Here is an 18,049-nt window from a genome sequence, read left to right as displayed (position 1 = left end):
ATTTTACAATGAAACGCTTTATGATGAAATGGTCCTTTTTTCATTCTGTTTATAAGGAGGGATGAGTCAAACTGACAAATTGTGGTTCATTCTTGTTTATACCGGTTTCTTCGAGGGGTATGGACTAGTATCACAAGAAAAGGGGGAATAAGATGCAAACCGTTAAGTATGCTTGGAAAACGCTATGGGAGTGGCATGCTGATGTATTGGAGACGTTCAGGTTTTTCACATCAGGAAGTACTTCAGCTGGGGTAAATGGAGGGGTGCAGACGGATCGTTCTCCGGAACCGACTGCAAATCCCGGGAAAAGAATCGGGCTTATTTTAGGGCCGGTATTATTCTTTCTCATCATCCTGTTCTTTTCACCTGAAGGATTGTCCAAAGAAGCAGTGGGAGTCCTTGCGGGAACAGTCTGGATTGCGATTTGGTGGATAACGGAAGCGATCCCGATACCGGCTACATCCCTTCTGCCGATCATCCTGTTTCCTGTTACCGGGGCACTGCAGTCAGGGGATGTCACATCTGCTTATGGGGATGGGACCATCTTTTTGTTTATGGGCGGGTTCATCATCGCGATTGCCATGGAAAAATGGAATTTACATAAACGAATCGCCATGAACATCATTCTGCTGATTGGGACGAGTACAGAACGGATTGTCCTTGGGTTCATGCTTGCTACGGGGTTTCTGTCCATGTGGATTTCGAACACGGCAACGGCCATGATGATGCTGCCGATCGGAACCGCCGTGATTTACCAGGTGAATGAAAGCATAAAGAAGGAGGGAGCGAATAGAACGGGGCACTTCAGTAAAGTCATCATGCTGGGAATTGCCTATAGTGCATCGATCGGAGGATTAGGGACATTAATCGGAACGCCTCCGAACACCATATTCGCTGCAGTCGTGAAACAGCTCTATGGTATTGACTTCTCCTTTGCCAAATGGATGCTCTTTGGAGTCCCTCTTGCAGCCATTCTCCTCGTCGTAACGTGGTGGTATCTCATTAAAGTGGCATTTCCTTTGAAAATAAAAGAATTGCCGGGGGGAAGGCAATTCGTAGAAAAGGAAAATCGCTCCCTCGGGCGCATTTCATTTGAGGAAAAGCTCGTTCTCACTGTCTTTACGGTCACTGCCCTTTGCTGGATCACACGCTCCTTCTTATTGAATCAGTGGATCCCTGCTTTAGATGACACGATCATTGCCATGACGGGGGCACTTGTCCTCTTCCTTCTTCCAGGAAGAAAAGAGGCAAGATTGATCAACTGGGACGATGCGAAAAAGCTGCCATGGGGTATCCTGCTTCTATTCGGGGGAGGACTCGCCATTGCCAAAGGATTCAAGGAAACAGGCTTGGCAGAATGGATTGGAAAGCAGTTGACGGTCTTTGATGGGGTTTCCTTCATTATCATCCTTGCAGCTGTGACCACTTTTGTCATTTTCCTGACGGAAATCACGTCCAATACGGCTACGGCCACGATGATGTTTCCGATTATGGCAGCCTTGGCTGCTGCTTTGGATGTTCACCCCTATAGTCTGATGGTGGCCGCCGGGCTTGCTGCATCCTGTGCGTTCATGCTGCCGGTTGCCACACCTCCGAACGCCGTTGTCTTCGGGTCTGGCTATATCAAAATGGGGGATATGGTGAAAGCGGGGGTCTGGTTGAATTTAATTAGTATTGTGTTTATCACCCTATTGATTTATTTTGTGATGCCCCTCGTGTGGGGAGTGGACCTAGGTGCATTTCCTGACCATTTAAAGTAAAAAAAATCGGATCAGGTTTTTGATCCATTTTTCTGTGCTGAATTACTGGGCTGTATATCCACCATCCAACACAACGGCTTGACCGGTTACGCCCTTTGCTTTGTCACTTGCAAGGAAGATGGTGTAGTCAGCAATTTCTTCTACTGACAGCAATCGTTTTTGTGGAACAAGGGGATAAATGACATCCTCCAATACTTTTTCAAGTTCAACACCACGGGTGGTGGAGATATCTTTCAGCTGGTTACGGACAAGGGGGGTATCCACGTAACCAGGGCACATGGCATTGACTGTAATCCCGTGTTCAGCACCCTCTAAGGCCGATACTTTTGTCAACCCGATGACTCCATGCTTCGCGCTATTATAGGCAGCTTTTCCTGCAAAACCTATCAGGCCATTGATGGATGCCATATTGATGATCCGACCGAACTTCTGCTTTTTCATATGTGGGAAAGCAAATTTTGTTGCGATGAATGGGGCGGTCAGCATGATTTTAATTAATAGTTCGAACTTTTCAATCGGGAAGTCCTCTATGGGTGAAACATGTTGAAGCCCTGCGTTATTGATCAGGACATCGATTCGTCCGTAGTGATCTACGGTCTTATCAATTCCTGCCTTCACGTCTTCTTCACTCGTTACGTCGCATTTAATGCCAAGGCATTCGAAACCTCTGCTTTTTAGTTCATCAACCGCTTCATCCAATCCTTCCTGATTGATGTCGGACAGAACGACCTTTGCACCGTTTTGGGCAAAGTGTTCCCCGATTTCATATCCGATCCCTCTTGCAGCACCAGTAATAAATACCACTTTATCATCGACCATTTTCATTTCCTCCTCAAATTAGTAAATTCCCATGTTGGCTAGGATGATTGAGACAATTTCCGCGATTGTCGGAATAAGCAGACCGACAACGGCAACATCTAAGTATGAATCTTTATGAGTAAGTCCTGTTACGGCAAATAGGGTCAGTAGAGCACCATTATGAGGGAGGATCGATGCACCGGAAGAGATAATGAGTAATATTGAAAGTATTCCGACAAGAAGGGCATTAAGGATGTTCCACTTGAACACATTCAATTTAACGACGACGATGACAAGGGGCAGAAACGATAGGTAGAAGTTCGGAAGCTCCGATTCTTCAATCTTTTTCACATCATTCCCGCCTTTGGGTTCGGTGAAAACATCCCCCTTACTCGTGAACTGCTTTTGGCGCCATCTTAAATAAAAGTACCCTCCAACCGCCATAATTAATCCCCCGGTAATTCCAATGATGGGAGCGGCGGTAGGTGATGTATTGAAGTAAGCGATCGGGATCAGGTTCTGGATCTGTGGTGTACCAGGGATTGCGGTCATGGTAAAAGTGAAAGCTCCTAATACAAAGGTTTTGTTTTGCGAAGTCCACAAATCCGTTCATATACGTTTCTGTATAAGCCGGAAGCAGATCGAGACCGCTCATTAGCGCAACCAAACCTGCAACCAGCGGCGCGATCCAGATGATCGACCAGCCGAGATACGCTAAAACCATAAGCAGGATTAATCAACAATGATGCTAGTCATAATTCACCTCTTAACTATATATTTCCGCTTATTTTTCCATTTTTTGAAAAGATTTATTCTTTACGGAAATCATGAGGAGCAGAAAAAAACGAACGGGCTCTTAGCGAGACTCGTTCGTTTCAGACGTGTTCTTTCTCATTTTGGTGACTTCCAGGTACTGAATATGGTGGCCGTCGATTTCTTTGACTTTAAAGCAATATCCTTGTTCCTCGATCTTATCTTCAGGCTTGACTTCATATTTTTGAGTGAGGAACCATCCTCCGATTGTATCCACTTCCTCCTCTTCAATCGAGATGCCCAGAAGGTCATTCACATCTTCAATGAGCATGACGGCGTCGAAAATATAATGATCTTCTTTTATCTTCTGGACTTCAGGAATTTCATCGATATCAAATTCATCCCGGATTTCACCGACGATTTCTTCGATGATGTCCTCCACCGTAACCAGGCCTGCCGTTCCTCCATATTCATCAAGAAGGACGGCCATCGGGGAGCGTTCCTTTTGCAACTTGAGGAGCAGAGCTTTAATCGGGATGGTTTCAATGACGCGGATGACGGGCTTAATGAAGGAGGTCACGTCTTCATGCTCGCTTTTATGATTCACGAGGGTCGTTAAGAGTTCCTTCACATTCACGACCCCAAGGATATTGTCCTTATCCCCATCCACGACAGGGTATCTCGTATACCGTTCTTCCTTAATGACCCATAATACTTCATCAATGGTAGATCCTGCGGATAGAGTCACAATGTTTGTCCGGGGGACCATGATTTCCTTGGCGATGCGCTCGTCGAATTCAAATATCTTATTCACATACTTGAATTCGGAAGAGTTGATTTCACCACTCTTATAGCTATCGGAAAGAATGATTCGGAGCTCTTCTTCCGAATGGGCGATTTCATGCTCTGAGGCCGGTTTCAAACCGAACATGCCTGTAAACACTCGTGCTGAACTATTCAAGGTCCAAATAAATGGATACGCAATCCGGTAGAACCAGATCAGCGGCTTCGCAAATAATAATGTGATTCTTTCTGCTTTCTGAATGGCGAATGTCTTCGGAGCCAATTCCCCTATCACCACATGCAAAAAGGTAATGACCGAAAAAGCCACTGCAAATGAAATGATGCTTGAAATGGACGGATTTAATTCAAACTTTTCAAATAGTGGGTGAAGAAGCGTTTCAATAGTTGGTTCTCCTAACCACCCTAGTCCAAGAGAGGTGATGGTAATCCCCAGCTGACAGGCAGAAAGGTATTCGTCCAGATGGGAAATGACCCTTTTCGCAGCAACAGCGGTTTGATTTCCTTCAGAGACCAACTGATCGATTCTCGAACCCCTTACTTTCACAATGGCAAATTCAGAAGCGACGAAGAACGCTGTCAATCCGATCAGCAGGGCGACAAGTAGTAAATTAATTAAAATATCCAAGTTGTAGAAGTCAAAAGAACGGGAAGTTGTCCCTTTCTTTCGCTTCCATCACCTCCTGTATAAAAATAGTCATGATAACGTAAGATTTGAGGGCCGAATGCCACTTGAAATCCACTTGCATTGAGTATATCCTTTTAACGTATTACATTCCTATCCATTGTCATTGAAATGCAACGCGGATTGGGTTATTCTGAACTATAACGATTAACCGGAAAGATTCATGTTTTCATCATAGTGAATATTTATGAACAATACAATCATTTAGGATTCGACACAGTGGATAGTTGGAAAGGAGGACGATCATGGCAGACGTTTTTAATCAAGAGTTTGTTGTATCCCTTATCATTGCCTTTTCGGTTTATATCATTTTAAGAGGAGTAGCCATTTTCTTCGGCAAAGCAGGAAAAGGGTATCTTGAAAACCTTCAATCCCAAACAGGACGGCTATACCTGCAATTAATTGGAGGCTACTATATATTATCAGGTGTATTGGGTCTGCTTATTCCCCGATTAGACTGGAAAACAGAAGACATCTACTTCGCCATCGCCATCTTCGCCATTACATCCGTCGTGTTCTGGGTAACACTTGACCTCTTCATGAAGCGGGATCGTAAAAAGCTACAACAAAATTAATCCTTCAAGCTAGCCCTGGATTGAGTTTCCGGGGTTTTTATATGTTCAAAGACCGGCATCAGGAGCCTTCCTGGTCATGGCGTGTGTACCAGATCTTTGCTTAACGTGAGCGACGGTACGTATAATAGTAAATAGTATTCATGTACATAGAAGAATAAATCGAAAGTGAGGGATAACACATGGGTCACGATCACAGTCATGGCCACAACCAAAATAAAAAAGCATTATTAATCAGCTTTCTTTTCATTTTTACTTTTATGATTGTTGAAGTGGTGGGGGGAGTGGTGACAAATAGTCTCGCCCTTCTTTCAGATGCAGGGCATATGCTCAGTGATGCAGCGGCACTTGGCTTAAGTCTGGCCGCTTTCTATATAGGGGAGAAGGCGTCGGATATGGGTAAGACCTACGGGTACAAACGTTTTGAAATCGTAGCTGCCTTTCTGAACGGGATCACCCTGATCCTTGTTTCCCTTTATATTTTCTGGGAAGCTTACCGGCGCTTCATCGACACTCCCACTGTATCACCCGGCATGATGATCATCGCGGTAATCGGTTTGATCGTGAACATCATTGTCGCCTGGATCCTGATGAAAGGGGACAACGAACATAACTTGAATGTCCGCAGTGCGTTCCTTCATGTACTGGGGGATATGCTCGGATCAGTCGGGGCCATCATAGCGGGTCTTCTCATTTACTTCTTTGATTGGAATCTGGCAGACCCGATTGCTTCTGTCATCGTAGCGATTCTTATTGTCATCTCCGGATGGAGGGTGACAAAGGATTCCATTCATATCTTAATGGAAGGTTCTCCTGGTGATGTTGATATGGAAAAGGTGTCCAAGAGCCTGTCCCAAATACCGGGGGTAAGGGAAGTCCATGATCTTCATGTATGGTCCATCACTTCGGATTTTAAAGCGTTAAGCTGCCATGTCGTCGTAGGGGATGAAGTGAATCGGGATGGGATTTTAGTACAGCTGTCAGCTTTTCTGGAAGATGAGTTTGGCATTCATCACTCTACCATCCAAGTGGAAGGGGAAAACGTTCTTGAGGGACATCATCATAGTTGTACATGATCAGTTGGTAATATGATGCAGTACCCCTTTTGTGAGTGCAGAGACGGGGTTTTTAAAAAGTTGATTCAAGAAAAATGCAAAACGAATGTTTATGTCTCTCCATGATTGGGGTATATCCTCAACTGGAGGGATGAACATGCTACATCAAGAAACGAAATCAGAACATAACAAAACACCCGAATTAAAAAAAGACTTTTATATACAACAATTATTGAGGATCGGCGTCTATAAATCGTTCGGTAAGCAGCTCTATGAACTTTCAATGGATGAATTGCAGGATGTGTACCTCGAATATTATGTTGGTGGAGATATAGCTCAATAAAAAGACGACCCTTTAAAGAAAGGATCGTCTTTTTTCATGTGCGCTTTAAGGAACATCATGTCCCATGGACGTCTGCAGGATTTCAAACCATTGATCATGGTTCAATTGGATGGAAAGAGAGTCGATTGCATGCTGAATCCGTTCTTTTTTACCTGAACCGACGATCGGCATGATGTTGGCCGGATGGTTAAGCAGCCACGCATACAGAACCTGGTCGATCCCCTTCGCTTCTGTTTCCTCCTGAACTTTCTTCAATGTATGTTGAAGGCGGACCGCTTTCTCATCTTCCCCTTTGAAGATCGCCCCTCCTGCCAGTGGTGACCAGGCCATGGGAGCCACACGCTTTTCCTGACAGAGGTTTAACGTGCCGTCTTCAAAGTTCTCCAGGTGATAGGCGGATAGCTCAATCTGGTTAGTAATCAATGGAAACGGTAAATAAGATTGAAGCATATTCCACTGATGTTCTTTAAAGTTGGATACTCCAAAATGACGGACTTTCCCTTCTTCTTTTAATTGAGTGAAGGCTGCAGCTACCTCTTCGCCGTTCATGAAAGGATCCGGTCTGTGAATCAACAATAGATCAATGTAATCCGTCTTTAATTGTCGGAGAGAATGTTCAACGGAGGAGAGAATATGTTTTTTACTTGTGTTGTAGTGATGCGTCTTATGGTCCGGGCGATTGTCAGAAGGCAGGACAATGCCGCATTTTGTAACGATCTCCATCTTCTCCCGCAAGGATGGTTGGAGGGCAAGCGCCTCACCGAATAAGGTTTCGCACGTATAAGAACCATATATATCGGCATGGTCAAACGTTGTGATTCCATTTTCAATATTGTGTTGAATCAATGATAACGTATCTCCCTTGGACTGCTGCCAGTCTGATAGTCTCCATAATCCATGAATGATCCTCGAGAATGATAAGTCTTCTGTCATTTGTATTCTTTGCATAGGTGAAACCTCTCTTCATATGGTATGTAGATATTCTTTCAAAGTCATACTACATGTATATTACTACGTATTGAAAGGAAATAGAAATGATTGAACCTCTTCATGATATTGTGCGTCATTGGGGAATGGATCCCACTTCCATGAAACCGCTTCTTCTTCATCCGGATGTTACGGAAGTAAAGGCAGAAGGAAAGACCTTCTATTTGAAAAGAAGAGAGTATTCTTCCATTGAAAATCGAATGGAGGAACTCTATCTAACCTCTTATTTAATGAGCCATCACCTGAACGTTGAATCTCCTATAATAACTTCCTCACAACTTCCGTATGTAAAAGAAGGAGAACACGTGTATTCTCTTTATGAGGCCCTTGAAGGAAAGCCCATGAAGGGATTTTCTATCGTCTCCCTGACAAATGCAGGAGCATACCTTGCAGCCCTTCATCTCATCCTTAAAGACTATCGATGTCATTATGAAACGAAGGTCTGGGAGATTGAAAGGCATGTAACAGAATGGGTGAAGGAGCTTGAACATGAATCGATCGGCAGAAGGGGGCAACGGATCTTATCAAAGATGAAGGGGTGGGGGCCTCCCTATGAGTGTTTACCCCATCAATTCCTTCATAGCGACTACAATCCGGGAAATATTTTGATGCAGGGAGGAGAAGTGTGCGGGATCATTGATTTTGAACGAATCCGGACGGCACCCCGGATTACGGACATCGGCTACTTCCTCGCAGGTATGCTCAAAGCAGTCCCGGAAGAGAAAAAAGATGATTCAATGAAATGGATCCTGGCTTTTATGAAAGGATATGAGGGGCGTGACCCTTTGAATGCAGGAGAGAAAAGGATCTTGCCGTCCATAGTCATACTCTTTCTCCTGCAATTTGCCTTTTTTACCTATCATCAGGGATATTCAGAAGCTGGTGCTTCGTGTATGGATTTCATCGAGGAACTGTTTGCATCCGCTCAATTTTATGGAGTCTTTCAATATGAGAAGGAAAAGCTTGAATAACGTTTCATTCTATGGCAAAGTAGGGAGGAAGATAACGTTTAATTTCATATTCCACGTGTAGGGGGACCGGAGTGGCCGGTTGAGATTGTATCCTTTAGATACTGACCCTTTGAACCTGAACTGGCTGATACCAGCGTAGGAAACATTCTCTTAAACGATACATAACTTGTTTAACGATGCGTCCTACGGCTGAAGCTTGGGGCGTTTTTTTGTGGTATCCCGTACTTTGCGCTTCAACTGCCATTGGTTTACATTCATTTTCCAGAATAAGCGAAGAATATAGGAATGAAACGTTACGACCGCAAAAGATCGAAGGAGGAATCACCATGAAAAAATGGATATTCCTCATCTGCTCTGTACTTCTTTTATCCGCCTGTAACGGTGGAGAGGATGCAGCCGATGAGAAGAAGGACCATCTTAAAAAAGTAAATGTCGTACTCGACTGGACACCGAACACCAACCACACGGGATTATATGTAGCGAAAGAAAAAGGCTACTTCAAGGATCAGGGTCTGGATGTAGACATCATCCTTCCCGGGGAAGCGGGTGCCGATCAGCTCGTAGCATCGGGGAAAGCCGAGTTCGGAGTTGGATATCAGGAAGGTGTCACTCAAGCGAGGGTCCAGGATGTACCCATCGTATCCATAGCTGCCATCATTCAGCATAATACGTCGGGGTTTGCTTCCCCGAAGAGTAAGGGTATTACAAAACCAAAGGATTTCGAAGGGAAAAGCTATGGCGGCTGGGGGTCACCCGTGGAAAAAGCCGTTATGGATTCAATCATGAAGCAAGAGAACGCGGATGTGGAAAAAGTGAATTTCATCAACATGGGAGACACCGATTTCTTTACTGCCGTTAACCGCGACGTAGACTTTGCCTGGATTTATTATGGATGGACAGGAATTGAAGCTGAACTCCGCGGTGAAGAGTTGAACATGATGTATGTCAAGGATTATTCAGATAAACTGGATTACTACACGCCAGTCCTCACAACAAATGAAAAAATGATCGATTCAGATCCTGAAACGGTCAAGTCATTCATGGCAGCAGCTTCCAAAGGGTATCAATACACGATAGACAACCCGAAAGAAGCGGGGGAGATTCTATTAGATGCAGCTCCAGATCTTGATAAAGAATTAGTCATGAAGAGTCAGGAATGGCTCGCACCCAAATATAAAGATGATGCTGACCGTTGGGGAGAGCAGAAACTGGAAGTCTGGGAAAACTATGCGTCATGGATGTATGAAAATGGTTTATTAGATAAGAAACTCGAAAGCAAGAAAGCATTCACGAACGAATTCTTACCAAAATAAGAGGTGAACAAAATGGGGAACGCACTTGTAAGTATACAAATCATCCCGAAGACAAAGAACGGTGAAGATGTGATTCCGTATGTGGATGAAGCGATCGCAATCATTGAAAAATCGGGAGTACGATATGAAGTCCATCCGTTGGAAACGACGATGGAGGGGGATCTGTCACAATTATTCAAGGTGATTGAACAGATGAATGAACGGATGATTGAAATAGGAAGCAAAAACGTCATTTCACAGATCAAAGTATTATACCAGCCGGATGGGATCGAAATGAACGATTTAACGGAGAAATATAAAGGATGAGAACTTGGATTTCAAAAGGATGGAGACCCTTCTTGGTCCTCATCCTTTTATTCATCATTTGGGAAGTGGCCATTAAACTATTTGAAGTGCCAGCCTGGCTGATGCCATCACCTTCAGAGATATGGGAAGAAGGAATCGCTTCGTGGTCCGAGTTCAAGGGGCATTTCTCATCAACGGCATTTCTGACGATCGCAGGGTTTGCGATTGGCTGTTCAATCGGGCTCGGGACAGCGGTGGTACTGCATCTCCTCCCTAAGGTAAGGGAAGCGGTCTATCCCCTCATGATCCTGTCTCAGAATATACCCATCATTGTCTTGGCCCCTCTCCTTGTCATTTGGTTCGGATTCGGACTCCTGCCCAAAATCATCGTCATTACCTTGATTTGTTTCTTTCCTGTGGCGGTTTCGGCGATGGAAGGATTCAGGCAGACAAATGGAGAGTACATTCTTTATATGAAAATGTCCGGTGCAACCAAAGGACAGATTTTCCGGAAAGTGGAGTGGCCCCATGCATTGCCCTCCATCTTCTCCGGTTTGAAAATTTCCGCGACCTATAGTGTGATGGGTGCGGTCATTTCGGAGTGGCTGGGGGCTCAAAAAGGAATTGGCGTCTATATGACACTTGCATCCTCTTCCTTCAGGACCGACAGGGTTTTTGTCGCCATTTTCATGATCATGCTCCTCAGCCTGTTGTTCTTTGGACTCATCGTACTATTAGAAAAAATCATGGTGAAGTGGAATCGAAAGGAGGACAAATAACATGACGACGTTATCGATCCAAAATATGTCCAAATCCTTTGATGGTGAATTGATTCTCGATGATCTTTCCATTCAAGTAGGGGAAGGTGAATTCGTTTCCATCCTTGGCCCTTCAGGAAGTGGGAAAAGTACGTTATTTCACGTGATCGGTGGATTATTCGCACCGGATTCAGGAGATATTAAGCTCGATGGAGAGTCGATAAATGGTCGTAGAGGGTCCATCAGCTATATGCCACAAAGTCCGTCCCTCTTACCGTGGAGGACGGTGATCGAGAATGTAATGCTTGGTCAGGAGTTGCACGGAAAGAGGGATAAGGAAATGGCAATGGGGATGATTGAGCGGGCCGGTTTGAAGGGCTATGAGGACGCTTACCCTGAAGATCTTTCAGGGGGGATGAAACAGCGCGTCGCATTTATACGTGCACTGGTCAGTCCCCAATCCTTTTTATGCCTGGATGAACCATTTTCAGCCCTTGACGAATTTACGCGATTGGACATGCAGAGGTGGCTCCTTTCCATATGGGAGGAAGACTTAAGTTCGGTCCTGTTTGTCACCCATAATATCGACGAAGCCCTCTTCTTGTCTGATCGTATCATAGTGTTATCGACCAGGCCTGCACGTGTGCAAAAGGAGTTCAAGGTACCATTCCCGCGGCCGCGTGACAAAGAAATCCTTCTGACCGAAGAGTTCCTGAAATGGAAAACGGATATTTTTGAAGAATTGTCTCAGTATGTGTAATCCATTCGACCTGTTCGCAGCGAAAACTTCTCCCGCAAATTTGAGGGAGGAGTTTTCTTTTTTTTTACCTGCATGCTAATTAAACATCTTTTACCATCATATTTCGATCTGTATTGACAGAAAATGAACGTAATGAATGATAGGAAAAGGTGAGAAAAATGGAATTGAACGATCACTATACGCCATATCAAGCTGGCGATGTTGTATACGTGATTTACCGCAACCCACATACGCAAAGTGTAGCCAATATACAGGAAGCAGCGGTTGTGCACGATCCGGAAAACCCAACCGAATTAGCATTATTTCTTTATGAAACCTATTATCCGTTAACACATGAAGTAGCCGTCTATTCTACAGAAGCAGAAGCAGAAGAGGCTTATTCACAATCATTTGGAGACCTATAGGAGGGAAAGAATATGGTGAAACCGTTCGTGCCTCAATTGGTCTATTTTGAACCTAATGCACTGGATTACCCATTAGGGAAGCAATTAAAGGAAAAGTTTGAGAAGATGGATGTTGAAATTCGATATACCACTTCCCACAATCAGGTGCGAAATCTGCCTGGGGATAATCATTTTCAAAAATACAGGATTGCCAAATCAACGTTAGTGGTAGGCGTGCGGAAAACGTTGAAGTTCGATACCTCCAAGCCGTCAGCAGAGTATGCCATCCCGTTTGCGACAGGGTGTATGGGTCACTGCCATTATTGCTATCTTCAAACCACGATGGGCAGTAAACCCTATATTCGCACGTACGTGAATGTAGATGAAATATTTGAGGCGGCAGATCGGTATATAGAGGAAAGGGCACCTGATTTCACGCGTTTTGAAGCAGCTTGTACGTCTGATATCGTCGGCGTAGACCATCTCACCCATACGCTAAAGCGCGCGATTGAGCATTTTGGTGAATCGGAGTATGGGAAGTTACGCTTCGTAACCAAATTTCATCACGTTGATCATTTGCTGGATGCGAGACACAATGGGAAGACAAGATTCCGCTTCAGCATCAACGCAGACTATGTCATCAAGAATTTTGAACCGGGTACATCCCCGTTGGATAAAAGGTTGGAAGCAGCCGGTAAGGTGGCCAGGGCAGGGTATCCATTGGGTTTTATCGTGGCGCCCATCTATATACATGAAGGATGGCAGGAAGGGTATAAGCAAATGTTCGAACACCTTGAAGCCCACCTTCCTGAAGAAGCAAAGAAGGATTTAACATTCGAATTTATCCAGCACCGTTTTACGAAGCCGGCTAAAAGGGTGATCGAGAAGAATTACCCGATGACGAAGCTTGAATTAAATGAAGAAGAACGTCGATACAAATGGGGGAAATACGGAATCGGTAAGTATATTTACCAGAAGGATGAAGAGCAGGAAATCAAAGATCATCTGTATGCTTATATGGAGAAGCATTTCCCGAAAGCAAAGCTTGAGTATTTTACGTAAAAAAAAGGGACTGATTACATGAAACGTTCTGTTGTAATCAGTCCTCTTAATGTAATTGTGGAAGTAAATGTTCCAAATCCTTTACCCGCATAGCAATTTCGTCACAAATTTCCTGATAGTGTACCCATTCTTCAATCAATGTCGCAGACCGCTTTCGTGGATTCGGTAAATTCCAATAGATGACTTTTTCTTCTAATTCAGAGGGGAGTTCCATCTTATCATCATACTCTGTATCCTGAATCGCAACGATAACCGAGGCCTCGCCAAGTTCCTTCATTTCAATGCGGGAAAGAGGAAATGAACTGATATCAATACATAATTCCTTCATTGCCAGAACGCTGAATTCAGCACGACTGTCAGCAACCCATCCGGCACTTTTAAATGACCAATCCGACACTTCGAGCTTCTCTGCCCAGCCCTCAGCCATCAAGCTGCGCTGTTGACTACTTGAAAGAAAATAGACGGTTTTATTCATAATCGTATGTTCCTTTCTATTTCATGCTGTTATTACTATTTACCCAATCACGTAAAAGATAATCCATGAAATGCGAAAAGAAATTTTTGGAAGGGTTTTCTTAGTAGAATGGATTCATTGAACTGCCTGAAATTATGAAAACCCAATCCGTAAAACTAGTAAATTTGATGTGAATCTCTGTTAACCTTCTTTCATTTTATAAAAAATCAGTATAATGGGGAAAGGAGAATGAAGTTCTTGAACGAACAAGGCAGCCGGGGGATGACAAAAGAGAAATTCATTCGTTAAAAGTTCTAAATATTTTTGGTTTTATAAAAATGATATGAGGGTAATATCTTTATACTATTTGGAGAATTATAGGGAGGTACATCTATGAAATTTAATTTGACAACAAAGATTATTACAGCCTTGATATTAGGGGCCGTAGTAGGATTGATTCTGAACATATTTGCAAAAGATTTATTCGATATATTAGATCCTTATCTGTTCACACCTCTGGGCAAGATTTTCCTCAACTTGATCAGTATGCTTGTCGTGCCGATCGTTTTTCTTTCCATCGTCCTTGGATCGGCAGGATTAGGAGACCCGAAGAAGCTTGGAAGAATCGGATTGAAGACGATCGTTTACTTTTTACTGACTACCTGTATCGCCATTGTGATCGGTTTGACTCTGGCATACATCATCGATCCTGGATTGGTAGAGGGAATCGATGCCTCCCAATCAGAGGGCTTTAAAACAGAAAAGGCCCCTCCTGTAGGCGAAACACTTATGAACATCATCCCTAAAAACCCTTTAACGGCCATGACCGAGGGCAATATGCTCCAGATCATCGCATTTGCCATCTTCATCGGATTTGGATTGACGGCTCTGGGTGATAAGACGAAAGGAATCCTTAAACTTGTGGAGCAAGGAAACGACCTGATGATGTATCTCGTGACCCTTGTGATGAAATTTGCTCCATACGGAACATTTGGATTGATTGCTTCGGCAATCGGAAGTCAGGGTTCAAGTGCCCTGAAAGCAATGTGGCTTTATTTTGTAGTCGTATTGGCGGCTTTACTTGTTCATGCAATGATTACGTACGGCGGTACGATTTTCTTACTCGCAAAGAAAAACCCGATTTGGTTCTTTAAGAATTTCAGTCCTGCCATGAGTGTCGGGTTCAGTACATCCAGCAGTAATGCGACCCTCCCGATTTCAATGGACGTTGCCCAGCAGCGACTGGGTGTCTCAAAGTCGGTCAGCTCCTTCGTACAGCCCCTGGGAGCCACGATTAACATGGATGGTACGGCCATCATGCAAGGGGTGGCCACGGTGTTCATCTCTCAGGTATACAATGTGGATTTATCCATGGAACAGCTGATTACCGTCGTCCTCACGGCTGTACTTGCAAGTATCGGTACAGCAGGTGTACCGGGAGTCGGGTTAATTCTCCTGGCCATGGTCTTAAGCAGTGTCAATCTTCCTGTCGAAGGGATCGGTTTGATCCTTGGAATTGACCGTCTGTTGGATATGGCGCGCACATCCATTAATATCTCTGGTGATGCTGCATGTGCCCTGTTTGTATCCGAGTCAGAGAAAAAACGGACCATTAAGATCCAAAGGGGCGAATCATAAACGTCCACTCATCGTCATGTGGCAAGAAAAAAAGGTGAAATCAACTCGATTTCATCTTTTTTTTGTAAAAAGGAGCGGGTCGTATTGGGTATGTATGTTCTACATGCACATTCGACAAATTAAAGGAGACGGACTTGGTGAGAAATCGGGTATGTTATCCTGAATAATGAAAGCCGCACAGTAATCACTGAAGTCTATTTAAGGAGTTGTTTTTCTTGAAAGTACTGATGATTGTTGCCCATCCGCGAACGAATTCCCTCACGTTTTCCATTACAAAGCATATTCAGAAAGGTCTGCATGACAAAGAATATAAGTCATCCATTTTAGATTTGTACAGGGAGGAATTCAATCCCCTGCTTGATGAAAAGGGTGAAGAAGAGTGGGAAAACCCTGCGAAAGGGAAACCCTCCTATATTGTTGAGAAGGAAAGGAAGAAATTAAAGCGGTATGACGCCTTGATCTTTGTGTTCCCTATCTGGTGGTATGGTTTACCAGCTATCATGAAAGGGTATATTGATCGAGTCTTTACATATCCGGCATTCACTCAAGTCAATCCTCAGAAGGTTCTTTGGGTCGGGCTCGCAGGTGAAACGAAAGAGGAGTTTATTTCTAATGGTCATGATGAATCATTGAGACATCAACTAATAAAGGGAATTTCAGAAAAGATGGGAGTCATTGACAAGGAAGTGGAGATCTTTTTTGACACAATGGACAGGGATAAAAAATTCGATTATGAAAAAACTATGAATAAAGCGTATCTGCTTGGTACGTTATTTTGATTAGGGTGAGAAAAAAGTACTGTTTTTCAATAAATTAAAATAATTTTTTGTGAATAAATATTGAGTAATATTTGATATAAGACAAATATATCGAATATTAACGTATATTTATTCATGTATTTATCCCTGTAAGGAGCAGATGACTTTAAAAAATTCTCGTTTATGGTATGATAATTCTTGTGTCTATAACAGCCGGGAAATGAACATTGAAAAAATAAGTGTATAAAAAATACACTTAAATGCATAAGGAGGAGGTACGTGATATGGGTGAAGAATTAACATTGGGAACCTGGTTATGGTTATTAATTCCGATGCCAACATTGATCATTTTATCAATCATTACTTTATTTACAGAAAAAACAAAGGAGTAGATTATGGATATTAATATTCAAACGTTAACATCGATTATTATTTATTTAATTGGAATGGGTATTATCGGTTACATGGCAGCTAAGTTAACCAGTAATTTATCCGACTATGTGCTTGGGGGCAGGCGATTGACTGCCGGTGTAGCTGCCTTGAGTGCAGGTTCTTCCGACATGAGTGGTTGGTTGATGCTGGGTCTGCCGGGTGCCGTTTATGCCAGTGGTATGGGATCAATCTGGTTAGCGATTGGTCTATCAGTAGGTGCGTACTTGAATTGGCAATTCGTTGCAAAGCCATTCCGGGTTTACACGGAAGTGGCGAATGATTCGATCACAGTACCTGATTTCTTTGAAAATCGTTTTCATGATTCAAGCAAAATTCTTCGAGTGTTCTCTGCTATCATCATCCTGATCTTCTTTACGTTTTACACTTCATCGAGTTTAGTGGGTGGAGCAATCTTACTTGAAGAATCATTCAATATGGATTACCGATTAGCTTTATGGGTTGGTGCAGGGGTCATCCTGTCTTATACGTTCTTTGGCGGATTCCTTGCAGCCAGCTGGACGGACTTCATTCAGGGGATCCTGATGTTCCTTGCTTTGATCATCATTCCGGTTGTAGCCATTTCCGAAATTGGCGGCTGGGATGCAACGGTAAGTGCCGTATCAAGCATCGATCCATCTTACTTGAATGTCTACACGGGAGCGACGTTTGTTTCAGTCGTATCGCTTCTCGCATGGGGCTTGGGTTATTTTGGACAGCCTCATATCATTGTACGTTTTATGGGTATTAAATCAACGAGAGAAATACCTAAAGCACGCTTGATTGGTATGGTATGGATGATCGTCTCCCTATTCGGAGCCATCTTCATCGGTTTCTCAGGTATTGCGTATTTCGCTGATTCACCGTTGGAAAACTCAGAAACGGTGTTCATCATGTTCTCGCAAGTATTATTCAATCCATGGGTAGCAGGTTTCTTACTTGCAGCCATTCTATCAGCGATCATGAGCACAGTGGATTCACAGCTTCTTGTTTCATCAAGTGCCCTGGCTCAGGATTTCTATAAAGCCATTTTCCGAAAAGAAGCAAGCCAAAAAGAAGAAGTATTGGTTGGTCGTATTTCGGTAGTGGTCATTGCCATCCTGGCCATTTTCCTTGGATATGACCGCGATAGTAAAGTGCTTGAGTTAGTCAGTTATGCATGGGCTGGTTTCGGTGCTGCCTTTGGACCGGTCGTGATCTTGAGCTTATTCTGGAAACGCATGACACGTAATGGTGCCCTTGCAGGTATGATCACGGGTGCAGTAACGGTCATTGTATGGAAGCAGTTGTCTGGAGGACTCTTCGATGTGTATGAGCTCCTGCCGGGATTCATCTTCGCGACCATCGCGATCTTGATCTTCAGTTTTGTGGGTAACCCTCCAGCGAAAGAAGTACAGGAAGAGTTCGAAACGGTTAAGGTGCGCCTAAAAGAATACCAATGATCTAAAAAAGGACCCGATACGCTCGTTTCGGGTCCTTTCCTT

At 43.7% G+C, this 18,049-nt stretch carries 18 protein-coding genes, 1 pseudogene and 1 riboswitch; of the genes and pseudogenes, 14 read left to right on the top strand and 5 right to left on the bottom strand.

The annotated features are described in order from the left end of the window. Positions 1-152: 152 nt before the first annotated feature. Positions 153-1,760 carry an SLC13 family permease gene (locus ATG71_RS20115; protein ID WP_098441191.1) on the top strand — a complete coding sequence of 536 codons (1,608 nt, stop codon included), beginning with the start codon at positions 153-155 and terminating at the stop codon, positions 1,758-1,760. Positions 1,761-1,802: 42 nt separating this feature from the next. On the opposite strand, the gene ATG71_RS20110 is transcribed toward ATG71_RS20115, so the two are convergent. The 3 genes and pseudogenes from ATG71_RS20110 to ATG71_RS20100 all read right to left on the bottom strand — a co-directional run bounded on the left by ATG71_RS20110 (position 1,803) and on the right by ATG71_RS20100 (position 4,740). Then, positions 1,803-2,579 (bottom strand): 3-hydroxybutyrate dehydrogenase, encoded by a 777-nt coding sequence (locus ATG71_RS20110; protein WP_098441190.1) that lies wholly within the window; start codon positions 2,577-2,579, stop codon positions 1,803-1,805. A gap of 18 nt (positions 2,580-2,597) precedes the next feature. Further along, positions 2,598-3,282: pseudogene (locus tag ATG71_RS20105) on the bottom strand (hypothetical protein). Between the two features lie 132 nt (positions 3,283-3,414). Continuing rightward, a complete protein-coding gene (locus ATG71_RS20100; protein WP_098441189.1) occupies positions 3,415-4,740 on the bottom strand; it encodes a hemolysin family protein in 1,326 nt (441 codons plus the stop codon). Positions 4,741-5,042: 302 nt separating this feature from the next. Between ATG71_RS20100 and ATG71_RS20095 the strand changes: the two genes are divergently transcribed. The 3 genes from ATG71_RS20095 (at position 5,043) to ATG71_RS20085 (ending at position 6,767) form a co-directional block, all read left to right on the top strand. Further along, positions 5,043-5,372 carry a hypothetical protein gene (locus ATG71_RS20095; protein WP_098441188.1) on the top strand — a complete coding sequence of 110 codons (330 nt, stop codon included), beginning with the start codon at positions 5,043-5,045 and terminating at the stop codon, positions 5,370-5,372. Positions 5,373-5,551: 179 nt separating this feature from the next. Beyond that, complete coding sequence (locus ATG71_RS20090; RefSeq protein ID WP_098441187.1) at positions 5,552-6,445, top strand: cation diffusion facilitator family transporter; 894 nt, start codon at positions 5,552-5,554, stop codon at positions 6,443-6,445. A gap of 136 nt (positions 6,446-6,581) precedes the next feature. Next, positions 6,582-6,767, top strand: a complete 186-nt coding sequence (locus tag ATG71_RS20085) for a Fur-regulated basic protein FbpA (protein WP_142953500.1) — start codon at positions 6,582-6,584, stop codon at positions 6,765-6,767. Positions 6,768-6,812: 45 nt separating this feature from the next. On the opposite strand, the gene ATG71_RS20080 is transcribed toward ATG71_RS20085, so the two are convergent. Further along, positions 6,813-7,715: an aldo/keto reductase gene (locus tag ATG71_RS20080; protein WP_098441185.1), complete on the bottom strand. Its 903-nt coding sequence runs from the start codon at positions 7,713-7,715 to the stop codon at positions 6,813-6,815. An 86-nt stretch (positions 7,716-7,801) separates the two neighbouring features. On the opposite strand from ATG71_RS20080, the gene ATG71_RS20075 reads away from it, so the two are divergent. The 7 genes from ATG71_RS20075 to splB all read left to right on the top strand — a co-directional run bounded on the left by ATG71_RS20075 (position 7,802) and on the right by splB (position 13,286). Then, positions 7,802-8,725, top strand: coding sequence for a phosphotransferase enzyme family protein (locus tag ATG71_RS20075; protein WP_098441184.1), 924 nt, complete (start codon positions 7,802-7,804; stop codon positions 8,723-8,725). A 49-nt stretch (positions 8,726-8,774) separates the two neighbouring features. Continuing rightward, positions 8,775-8,884: riboswitch (TPP riboswitch) on the top strand. A 167-nt stretch (positions 8,885-9,051) separates the two neighbouring features. Continuing rightward, a complete protein-coding gene (locus tag ATG71_RS20070; protein ID WP_098441183.1) occupies positions 9,052-10,038 on the top strand; it encodes an ABC transporter substrate-binding protein in 987 nt (328 codons plus the stop codon). Between the two features lie 12 nt (positions 10,039-10,050). Then, positions 10,051-10,344 carry a thiamine-binding protein gene (locus tag ATG71_RS20065; protein ID WP_034763192.1) on the top strand — a complete coding sequence of 98 codons (294 nt, stop codon included), beginning with the start codon at positions 10,051-10,053 and terminating at the stop codon, positions 10,342-10,344. After that, positions 10,341-11,102, top strand: a complete 762-nt coding sequence (locus ATG71_RS20060) for an ABC transporter permease (protein ID WP_098441182.1) — start codon at positions 10,341-10,343, stop codon at positions 11,100-11,102. The genes ATG71_RS20065 and ATG71_RS20060 overlap by 4 nt, the downstream gene beginning before the upstream one ends. Before the next feature lies 1 nt (position 11,103). Next, positions 11,104-11,841: an ABC transporter ATP-binding protein gene (locus ATG71_RS20055; protein WP_098441181.1), complete on the top strand. Its 738-nt coding sequence runs from the start codon at positions 11,104-11,106 to the stop codon at positions 11,839-11,841. A 158-nt stretch (positions 11,842-11,999) separates the two neighbouring features. After that, a complete protein-coding gene (locus ATG71_RS20050) occupies positions 12,000-12,245 on the top strand; it encodes a transcriptional regulator SplA domain-containing protein (RefSeq protein WP_098441180.1) in 246 nt (81 codons plus the stop codon). 12 nt (positions 12,246-12,257) lie between these two features. Then, positions 12,258-13,286: a spore photoproduct lyase gene (gene splB, locus ATG71_RS20045; protein ID WP_098441179.1), complete on the top strand. Its 1,029-nt coding sequence runs from the start codon at positions 12,258-12,260 to the stop codon at positions 13,284-13,286. 46 nt (positions 13,287-13,332) lie between these two features. On the opposite strand, the gene ATG71_RS20040 is transcribed toward splB, so the two are convergent. Beyond that, positions 13,333-13,761, bottom strand: coding sequence for a low molecular weight phosphatase family protein (locus ATG71_RS20040; protein WP_098441178.1), 429 nt, complete (start codon positions 13,759-13,761; stop codon positions 13,333-13,335). Between the two features lie 372 nt (positions 13,762-14,133). Between ATG71_RS20040 and ATG71_RS20035 the strand changes: the two genes are divergently transcribed. The 3 genes from ATG71_RS20035 to putP all read left to right on the top strand — a co-directional run bounded on the left by ATG71_RS20035 (position 14,134) and on the right by putP (position 18,007). Beyond that, a complete protein-coding gene (locus ATG71_RS20035) occupies positions 14,134-15,378 on the top strand; it encodes a dicarboxylate/amino acid:cation symporter (RefSeq protein ID WP_098441177.1) in 1,245 nt (414 codons plus the stop codon). Between the two features lie 215 nt (positions 15,379-15,593). Beyond that, a complete protein-coding gene (locus ATG71_RS20030) occupies positions 15,594-16,157 on the top strand; it encodes an NAD(P)H oxidoreductase (RefSeq protein WP_098441176.1) in 564 nt (187 codons plus the stop codon). Positions 16,158-16,531: 374 nt separating this feature from the next. Further along, a complete protein-coding gene (gene putP, locus ATG71_RS20025) occupies positions 16,532-18,007 on the top strand; it encodes a sodium/proline symporter PutP (RefSeq protein WP_098441175.1) in 1,476 nt (491 codons plus the stop codon). The last annotated feature ends 42 nt before the right edge of the window (positions 18,008-18,049 follow it).

This window comes from Bacillus sp. es.034 (assembly GCF_002563655.1).
Taxonomy (GTDB): domain Bacteria; phylum Bacillota; class Bacilli; order Bacillales; family Bacillaceae_B; genus Rossellomorea.
Note: the sequence above shows the minus strand (reverse complement) of the source record. Positions and strands in the feature narration are given on the sequence as shown.

Coding starts and splice junctions, on each gene's coding strand:
- ATG71_RS20065 (WP_034763192.1), top strand. CDS start 10,051: ATGGGGAACGCACTTGTAAGTATACAAATCATCCCGAAGACAAAGAAC.
- ATG71_RS20110 (WP_098441190.1), bottom strand. CDS start 2,579: ATGGTCGATGATAAAGTGGTATTTATTACTGGTGCTGCAAGAGGGATC.
- ATG71_RS20070 (WP_098441183.1), top strand. CDS start 9,052: ATGAAAAAATGGATATTCCTCATCTGCTCTGTACTTCTTTTATCCGCC.
- splB (WP_098441179.1), top strand. CDS start 12,258: ATGGTGAAACCGTTCGTGCCTCAATTGGTCTATTTTGAACCTAATGCA.
- ATG71_RS20040 (WP_098441178.1), bottom strand. CDS start 13,761: ATGAATAAAACCGTCTATTTTCTTTCAAGTAGTCAACAGCGCAGCTTG.
- ATG71_RS20035 (WP_098441177.1), top strand. CDS start 14,134: ATGAAATTTAATTTGACAACAAAGATTATTACAGCCTTGATATTAGGG.
- ATG71_RS20115 (WP_098441191.1), top strand. CDS start 153: ATGCAAACCGTTAAGTATGCTTGGAAAACGCTATGGGAGTGGCATGCT.
- putP (WP_098441175.1), top strand. CDS start 16,532: ATGGATATTAATATTCAAACGTTAACATCGATTATTATTTATTTAATT.
- ATG71_RS20090 (WP_098441187.1), top strand. CDS start 5,552: ATGGGTCACGATCACAGTCATGGCCACAACCAAAATAAAAAAGCATTA.
- ATG71_RS20085 (WP_142953500.1), top strand. CDS start 6,582: ATGCTACATCAAGAAACGAAATCAGAACATAACAAAACACCCGAATTA.
- ATG71_RS20095 (WP_098441188.1), top strand. CDS start 5,043: ATGGCAGACGTTTTTAATCAAGAGTTTGTTGTATCCCTTATCATTGCC.
- ATG71_RS20060 (WP_098441182.1), top strand. CDS start 10,341: ATGAGAACTTGGATTTCAAAAGGATGGAGACCCTTCTTGGTCCTCATC.
- ATG71_RS20080 (WP_098441185.1), bottom strand. CDS start 7,715: ATGCAAAGAATACAAATGACAGAAGACTTATCATTCTCGAGGATCATT.
- ATG71_RS20055 (WP_098441181.1), top strand. CDS start 11,104: ATGACGACGTTATCGATCCAAAATATGTCCAAATCCTTTGATGGTGAA.
- ATG71_RS20050 (WP_098441180.1), top strand. CDS start 12,000: ATGGAATTGAACGATCACTATACGCCATATCAAGCTGGCGATGTTGTA.
- ATG71_RS20075 (WP_098441184.1), top strand. CDS start 7,802: ATGATTGAACCTCTTCATGATATTGTGCGTCATTGGGGAATGGATCCC.